Annotated in this window: 1 protein-coding gene; it reads right to left on the bottom strand. The window is 44.3% G+C overall.

Translation table 11 applies throughout. The annotated features are described in order from the left end of the window. Window positions 1–235 (bottom strand): integrase core domain-containing protein (locus tag RMT89_RS45515; RefSeq protein ID WP_315889616.1); only part of this gene is annotated, 235 nt, incomplete at both ends.

The raw sequence follows: 235 nt of genomic DNA, 5'->3' as shown, positions 1-235 counted from the left end.
AGACATCAAGCACATCTTCGCGATAGGTCCTATTCAGCCGCTTGATGTAGGCGTTTTGCATGGATCTTCCAGGTTGGATATGCTTTATGATGATCGATTGACCAGTACACCATGTAGTAAACACTTTGCTTGTGAACTCCGGGCCATTATCTACTCGGATCTGTTGGGGTTTACCTCGTTGCAAAATGATATCGTTTAGAAACGATTTAACCGCCTTTACCGGGAAGCTGTTTTG

This window comes from Streptomyces sp. P17 (assembly GCF_032436805.1).
Taxonomy (GTDB): Bacteria; Actinomycetota; Actinomycetes; order Streptomycetales; family Streptomycetaceae; genus Streptomyces.
Note: the sequence above shows the minus strand (reverse complement) of the source record. Positions and strands in the feature narration are given on the sequence as shown.